Source organism: Bacillus sp. JJ675 (assembly GCF_036963165.1).
Lineage (GTDB): Bacteria > Bacillota > Bacilli > Bacillales > Bacillaceae > Bacillus > Bacillus glycinifermentans.
The window spans coordinates 49,675-56,505 of record NZ_JBALMR010000042.1 but is presented as its reverse complement, the minus strand read 5'-3'; the positions used below and the strand labels follow the sequence as shown (position 1 = coordinate 56,505).

Genomic DNA, 6,831 nt, shown 5'->3' with positions numbered 1-6,831 from the left:
ATAGAAAAGAATTATTCAAAATATACAATTGTGGGTTATATTTCTTCCATAGAGGAATTTGAATCCTTTTTAAAAGTTCAGGGAATAAAGGGCTTTGAAGACGTCACCTATCCAGATGTAAGGATTTTTTTGACGGAGGCTCATGAAAAAGGGCTCACACGCAGAACGATCAGCAAGAAAATTTCCGCTCTGCGAAGCTTCTATAAATTTTTATTAAGGGAAAAATTGGTTAAAGAAAACCCGTTTCTGCTCGTCAGTCTTCCGAAACAGGACAAAAGAATTCCGAAGTTTTTGTATGAAAAGGAGCTTGAAGGACTGTTTCGTATATCTGATTTGGACACGCCGCTTGGCCAAAGAAACCAAGCGCTGCTGGAACTTCTTTATGCCACAGGCATGCGGGTGAGCGAACTTTGCAGCTTAAAGGAATCCGAAGTCGATCTGTTTTTGGAGACGGTATTGGTTCACGGGAAAGGAAAAAAGCAAAGGTATATTCCATTCGGTTCCTATGCCCGCGAGGCTTTGGATCTATATTTTCAAAATGGAAGGCGCGTCCTCCTTGCAAAAGCAAAGGAGCCCAGCCCTTTTGTCTTTTTAAATCAGAGGGGGGGCCCCTTAACTTCAAGGGGGGTCCGCTATATTTTGGATGAGCTGGTCAAGAAGACTTCGGGTACGTTACATATACATCCGCATATGCTTCGCCACACGTTTGCCACCCATTTATTAAATGAGGGGGCCGATTTGCGGAGCGTACAGGAGCTTTTGGGACATTCAAATCTTTCTTCCACCCAGGTGTATACACATGTATCGAAAGACATGCTCAGAAAGACGTATATGTCTCACCACCCCCGTGCTCAAAAAGGGAAATAAAGGAGGTTCTTTTATGTCATCTTTTCATGCAACAACGATATTTGCCATCCGGCATAACGGAAAATGCGCCATGGCGGGTGACGGCCAGGTCACGTTCGGTCAGGCTGTCGTCATGAAGCATACGGCAAGAAAGGTAAGGAAGCTGTTTAACGGAAAAGTGCTCGCGGGTTTTGCGGGTTCTGTTGCAGACGCTTTCACTCTTTTTGAAATGTTTGAGGCGAAGCTTGAGGAATACAACGGCAATCTCCAGCGGGCGGCTGTGGAGCTTGCGAAGGAGTGGCGAAGCGATAAAATTCTCAGAAAGCTTGAAGCGATGCTGATCGTGATGAATGCCGACAGCCTTCTGCTCGTTTCCGGAACGGGGGAAGTAATCGAACCGGATGACGGCATCCTTGCGATCGGCTCAGGCGGGAACTATGCCCTTGCCGCAGGCCGGGCTCTGAAACGCCATGCCTCAGGCCTGACCGCAAAAGAGATTGCAAAGGCATCACTCGAAACTGCGGGCGAAATCTGTGTGTATACGAACGATCAGATCATTGTAGAAGAACTTGAATAGAAAGGATATGAGGCATATGGAAAAAAAGCCGCTGACGCCGAGACAGATTGTTGAACGGCTTGACCAGTACATCATCGGCCAGCTCGACGCGAAAAAAGCGGTCGCCGTCGCTTTGAGAAACCGCTACAGAAGAAGTCTTCTTGATGAAAAGCTGCGCGAAGAAATCGTTCCGAAGAACATTTTGATGATGGGCCCGACAGGAGTAGGAAAAACCGAAATTGCAAGGCGGATTGCCAAGCTCGTAGGCGCGCCGTTCGTTAAAGTCGAAGCGACGAAATTCACGGAGGTCGGCTATGTCGGCCGTGATGTTGAGTCAATGGTCAGGGATCTTGTCGAAACATCCGTACGCCTAGTCAAAGAGGAAAAAATGAATGAAGTCAAAGGCATCGCCGAGGAAAACGCGAATAAACGGCTCGTGCGCCTGCTTGTTCCCGGAAGAAAAAAACAGGGAGGAGCCAAAAATCCTTTTGAAATGCTGTTTGGCGGAAATCAGGATCAGCAAAACGACGAAGCGGAAAAGCAGGAAGAATCAGATATCGAAAACAAACGGAAGCGTATTGCGCATCAGCTCGCTCTCGGCGAACTTGAGGACCATTACGTCACAGTCGAGGTTGAAGAGCAGCAGCCTTCGATGTTTGATATGCTCCAAGGCTCAGGCATGGAACAGATGGGCATGAACATGCAGGATGCCCTCAGCAGTCTGATGCCGAAAAGGAAAAAGCGCCGCAAGCTCACCGTCAGGGAAGCCAGAAAGGTGCTGACGAACGAAGAGGCCGCCAAGCTTATCGATATGGACGAAGCGGCTCAGGAAGCGGTGGCAAGAGCCGAACAATCAGGGATCATCTTCATTGATGAAATCGACAAAATCGCCAAAAAAAGCGGAGCTTCCTCTTCGGCGGATGTGTCAAGGGAAGGCGTACAGCGCGATATTTTGCCGATCGTTGAAGGCTCGACCGTCATGACGAAGTACGGAGCGGTCAAAACAGACCACGTGCTGTTCATTGCGGCGGGTGCATTCCATATGGCAAAGCCGTCTGATTTGATCCCTGAGCTTCAGGGACGTTTTCCGATCCGCGTCGAGCTGAAAAAGCTGAGCATCGATGATTTTGTCAAAATTTTGACCGAACCTGATAACGCGCTTCTGAAACAGTATAAAGCTTTATTAAAGACTGAAGGTATATCTCTTGAATTTTCTGACGATGCTATTCGTAAGATTGCAGAAGTGGCTTATCACGTGAACCAGGACACAGATAATATCGGAGCGCGGAGACTCCATACGATTTTGGAACGGCTATTGGAGGAACTGTCATTTGAGGCTCCGGACGTGATGATGGAACAAGTGGTTATCACGCCGCAGTATGTCGAAGAAAAGCTAGGTTCGATCGCCAAGAATAAGGATTTAAGCCAGTTTATTTTATAAACAATTAAATACGAGTAATTTAGGAGGATCATTTATTATGGCTTTATTACAAAAAACAAGAAAGATTAATGCAATGCTGCAAAATGCGGCAGGGAAGCCGGTTAATTTCAAAGAAATGGCCGAAACGCTTCGCGATGTAATTGATTCGAACATTTTCGTCGTCAGCCGCAGAGGAAAACTTCTCGGCTTCTCTATCAACCAGCAGATCGAAAACGACCGGATGAAAAAAATGCTTGAAGAACGCCAGTTCCCTGAGGATTACACAAAAAGCCTGTTCAACATTCCGGAAACATCATCAAACCTCGACATTAACAGCGAATACACGGCGTTCCCTGTCGAAAACCGCGATCTTTTCCAAGCAGGGTTGACAACGATCGTACCGATCATCGGCGGAGGTGAAAGACTCGGAACATTGATTCTTTCCCGTCTTCAGGAAAAATTTGAAGATGATGATCTGATCCTTGCCGAATATGGCGCAACTGTCGTCGGAATGGAGATTCTCAGAGAGAAAGCCGAAGAAATCGAAGAGGAAGCCCGCAGCAAGGCTGTCGTTCAAATGGCGATCAGTTCATTATCTTACAGCGAGCTTGAAGCGATTGAACATATCTTCGAGGAGCTCGATGGGAACGAAGGCCTGCTCGTTGCAAGTAAAATTGCAGACCGCGTCGGCATTACGCGCTCGGTTATCGTAAATGCGCTGAGAAAACTCGAAAGCGCAGGCGTTATTGAGTCCCGCTCATTAGGGATGAAAGGCACATACATTAAAGTGCTGAACAACAAGTTCCTGATGGAGCTTGAAAAACTAAAGTCTCATTAATCAAAAAGGCTGCAGAACATTTTGTTCTGCAGCCTTTTTTTGTCAACCTTTATAAATTATATTATTGTAATTTTTTGAAACGATAAACTCAATATTATCAGACTTGTGAGCTCGCTAAAAAATATTCTGATATATTTTTTGGTGAGCTCCATTTCATTTGAAAAACATAGTTCTTACAATCTAGGTCAAAATACCTATCAGTAAAATAGATATATATTACGATTTTTTTTTGCTGTCAGATCATAGACTTTAAGCCTATTATTTCTTACAATAGGCTTATGGTTTTTACAATTCTCGACAAGATTTTAAGACAGATGGAAAAAGATTGGAGGTATTTGGCGGTGGATATATTTTCAGGAACGATTCAAACACTTGAAGGAGCCTTGCAACGAGCGAATGTTAAGCAAAAAGTCATATCCAACAATATCGCCAATGTAGATACACCGAACTACAAGGCGAAAAAAGTATCCTTTAAAAATATGCTGAATGAGGAGTCCTCCCGGATAGATGCAACAAAAACAGACTATAGACATATTGACTTTAAAGGAAGTGATTCGAATTATTCAATCGTGTCGAGCAAACAAACATCATACCAGCAGAATAGAAACAACGTGGACATTGATCAGGAAATGAGCGAAATGGCTGAAAACCAAATTCAGTACCAAGCACTAGTTGAAAGAATCAGCGGAAAATTCAACTCGCTGAAAACAGCGATTACGGGAGGTAAATGATGGGGGTATTTGGTAGCATCAACATCTCGGCTTCTGCCTTAACTGCTCAGCGTGTCCGAATGGACACCGTTTCTTCCAACCTTGCGAACATGGATACAACAAGAGCCAAGAAGGTGAATGGAGAATGGCAGCCCTACAGGCGGAAGCTTGTATCAACTGCTCCGAAAGGCGAGTCCTTCTCATCCGTTCTGGAGTCATCGATGAATGCATCAAGCAGAATCGGTGAAGGGGTCAAAGTAACAAAAATCAGTGAAGATGAAACGCCCTTTAAGCTTGTTTATGATCCGACACACCCTGACGCAAATGAAGACGGCTATGTACAAATGCCGAATGTCGATCCCCTGAAGGAAATGGTCGACTTGATGAGCAGCACGAGATCTTATGAAGCAAATGTCACAGCAATGAATGCAACAAAAGGAATGCTCATGAAAGCATTAGAAATCGGAAAGTAGGGTGATGAACTTATGATCAACGGAATCTCTCCGTTCCAGGTCCAAGTCGCGCAGGCGGGAACAGACGCAACAAATCAGATCAACAACAGTCAGGCAGGTTCCGCAAACCAAACCAGCTTTTCAAATGTGCTGAAAGATTCTATCAATGCTCTGAATCAATCTCAAAATGAATCTGATAAACTGACAAACGCGCTGGCACTCGGTCAGGATGTCAATCTTGACGAAGTCATGATCGCGGCTCAAAAAGCAAACGTGACCTTAACAGCAGCGACAGAATTCCGCAACAAAGCGGTGGAAGCTTATCAGGAAATCATGAGAATGCAAATGTAGGAAAGGAGTCTGAAAGCGAAGAGAATTAGTGTAACTACCGGGGGAGTAAGATGAATCGTACTTTAACGCAAATCAAAACAAAAATAACTGATTTTTGGAATAAAAGATCGAAGCTGCAAAAAATATTAATGATCGGCGGCTTTGCAGCAGCCGTCATCCTTACCATCATCATCGCCATTTTTGCTTCATCAGAGAAGATGGTTCCTCTCTACAAAGACCTGTCTGCTGAAGAGGCAGGACAGATTAAACAAGTGCTTGATGAAAAGGGCGTCTCTTCCGAACTGGCGGATAACGGTACCGTCATCAAGGTTCCTGAAGAGCAGGTCGATTCGCTGAAAGTCGAACTGGCCGCCCAGGGGCTGCCGAAAAGCGGAAGCATTGATTATTCATTCTTCAGCCAAAACGCCAGCTTCGGAATGACGGACAATGAGTTTGACGTATTAAAAGCCGAGGCGACGCAGACGGAACTTTCAAACTTAATCAAAGGCATGGATGGGATCAAGGATGCAAAAGTAATGATCAACATGCCGAAGGATTCCGTTTTTATCGGAGAAGAAAAACCGGAAGCTTCCGCGTCGATCGTTCTGCAGATCAAGCCGGGCTATACGCTGGACAAAGGCCAGATCAACGGCCTTTATCATCTGGTTTCTAAAAGCGTGCCGAATCTTGATCCGAAAAACATCGTCATCATGGATCAAAATTCGAATTACTATGATCAAAACAGCGAGGGCGCCGGAGGTACGGCTGGAGATACATATGCATCGCAGCGCGAGATCAAGACGCAGATCGAAAAAGATCTTCAAAGACAGGTTCAAAGCTTGCTCGGCACGATGATGGGCCAGGATAAAGTCGCGGTATCTGTTACGACAGACATCGACTTTACGCAGGAAAAAAGAAAAGAAGACCTTGTTGAGCCTGTAGACAAGGAAAACATGGCAGGCATCGTCGTAAGCTCGGAAAAAATCAGCGAAACGTACTCTGGTGACGGGGCTAATGCGGGCGGAGTCAACGGCACAGGTGACAAAGACGTCACCAACTATGCCGAAACTGAAGACGGCAATAATAACGGAAATTACGAAAAAAGCGAAGACCGTCTCAATTACGAAGTTAACAAGATTCATAAAGAAATCGCAGAAAGCCCTTATAAAGTCAGAGATTTAGGCATTCAAGTTTTAGTTGAACCGCCTGATCCTAAAAATCCGGCTTCTCTGACGCAGGAACGGCAGGACGATATTAAAAACATTCTTTCTACAATCGTCCGGACATCGATTGACAAATCAGAGAATAATAACCTGTCAGACGAAGACCTTCAAAATAAAATCGTCGTATCCGTCGAACAGTTCGATGGAAAAACAACGGTTGATACGGCAAAGGATACCGGCGGCATTCCGCTTTGGGTTTATATTGCAGGCGGAGCGGTCTTGATCGCGCTGATCGGTTTGATTTTCTGGCTTGTAAGAAGACGCAAAAATGACGACGAGGAATATGAAGAGGAATGGTATGAAACGCCTCAGGAACCGATAAGAGTTGCGGATGTTAACAACGAAAAAGAGACTGAAGAAACCGTCAGACGAAAACAGCTTGAAAAAATGGCGAAAGACAAACCGGAAGAATTCGCAAAATTACTACGCAGCTGGCTGACCGAGGATTAGGAGGAG

At 45.2% G+C, this 6,831-nt stretch carries 8 protein-coding genes; all 8 read left to right on the top strand.

What is annotated here, in order from left to right; all coding sequences use genetic code 11:
* Positions 1-867 (top strand): tyrosine recombinase XerC (gene xerC, locus V7126_RS11590; RefSeq protein ID WP_335497605.1); only part of this gene is annotated, 867 nt, incomplete at its 5' end.
* A 13-nt stretch (positions 868-880) separates the two neighbouring features.
* Positions 881-1,423 (top strand): ATP-dependent protease subunit HslV, encoded by a 543-nt coding sequence (gene hslV, locus V7126_RS11585; RefSeq protein ID WP_048354622.1) that lies wholly within the window; start codon positions 881-883, stop codon positions 1,421-1,423.
* 16 nt (positions 1,424-1,439) lie between these two features.
* On the top strand, positions 1,440-2,843 hold the full coding sequence (hslU, locus tag V7126_RS11580) for an HslU--HslV peptidase ATPase subunit (protein WP_175076215.1): 1,404 nt from the start codon (positions 1,440-1,442) through the stop codon (positions 2,841-2,843).
* Positions 2,844-2,880: 37 nt separating this feature from the next.
* The gene (codY, locus tag V7126_RS11575; protein WP_006638180.1) at positions 2,881-3,660 is read left to right on the top strand and encodes a GTP-sensing pleiotropic transcriptional regulator CodY; all 780 of its coding nucleotides are present in this window, start codon (positions 2,881-2,883) and stop codon (positions 3,658-3,660) included.
* Positions 3,661-4,001: 341 nt separating this feature from the next.
* Positions 4,002-4,391 carry a flagellar basal body rod protein FlgB gene (gene flgB, locus V7126_RS11570; RefSeq protein WP_046128967.1) on the top strand — a complete coding sequence of 130 codons (390 nt, stop codon included), beginning with the start codon at positions 4,002-4,004 and terminating at the stop codon, positions 4,389-4,391.
* Positions 4,391-4,843 carry a flagellar basal body rod protein FlgC gene (gene flgC / locus V7126_RS11565; protein ID WP_046128966.1) on the top strand — a complete coding sequence of 151 codons (453 nt, stop codon included), beginning with the start codon at positions 4,391-4,393 and terminating at the stop codon, positions 4,841-4,843. Before flgB ends, flgC begins: the two co-directional genes overlap by 1 nt.
* Positions 4,844-4,855: 12 nt before the next feature.
* A complete protein-coding gene (gene fliE, locus V7126_RS11560) occupies positions 4,856-5,173 on the top strand; it encodes a flagellar hook-basal body complex protein FliE (protein ID WP_065894398.1) in 318 nt (105 codons plus the stop codon).
* Between the two features lie 50 nt (positions 5,174-5,223).
* A complete protein-coding gene (gene fliF, locus V7126_RS11555; RefSeq protein WP_046128964.1) occupies positions 5,224-6,825 on the top strand; it encodes a flagellar basal-body MS-ring/collar protein FliF in 1,602 nt (533 codons plus the stop codon).
* Positions 6,826-6,831 lie beyond the last annotated feature (6 nt).

Bases quoted from the DNA above. Each gene is read 5' to 3' on its own strand.
- codY (WP_006638180.1), top strand. From the start codon at position 2,881: ATGGCTTTATTACAAAAAACAAGAAAGATTAATGCAATGCTGCAAAAT.
- flgC (WP_046128966.1), top strand. From the start codon at position 4,391: ATGGGGGTATTTGGTAGCATCAACATCTCGGCTTCTGCCTTAACTGCT.
- fliE (WP_065894398.1), top strand. From the start codon at position 4,856: ATGATCAACGGAATCTCTCCGTTCCAGGTCCAAGTCGCGCAGGCGGGA.
- hslU (WP_175076215.1), top strand. From the start codon at position 1,440: ATGGAAAAAAAGCCGCTGACGCCGAGACAGATTGTTGAACGGCTTGAC.
- hslV (WP_048354622.1), top strand. From the start codon at position 881: ATGTCATCTTTTCATGCAACAACGATATTTGCCATCCGGCATAACGGA.
- fliF (WP_046128964.1), top strand. From the start codon at position 5,224: ATGAATCGTACTTTAACGCAAATCAAAACAAAAATAACTGATTTTTGG.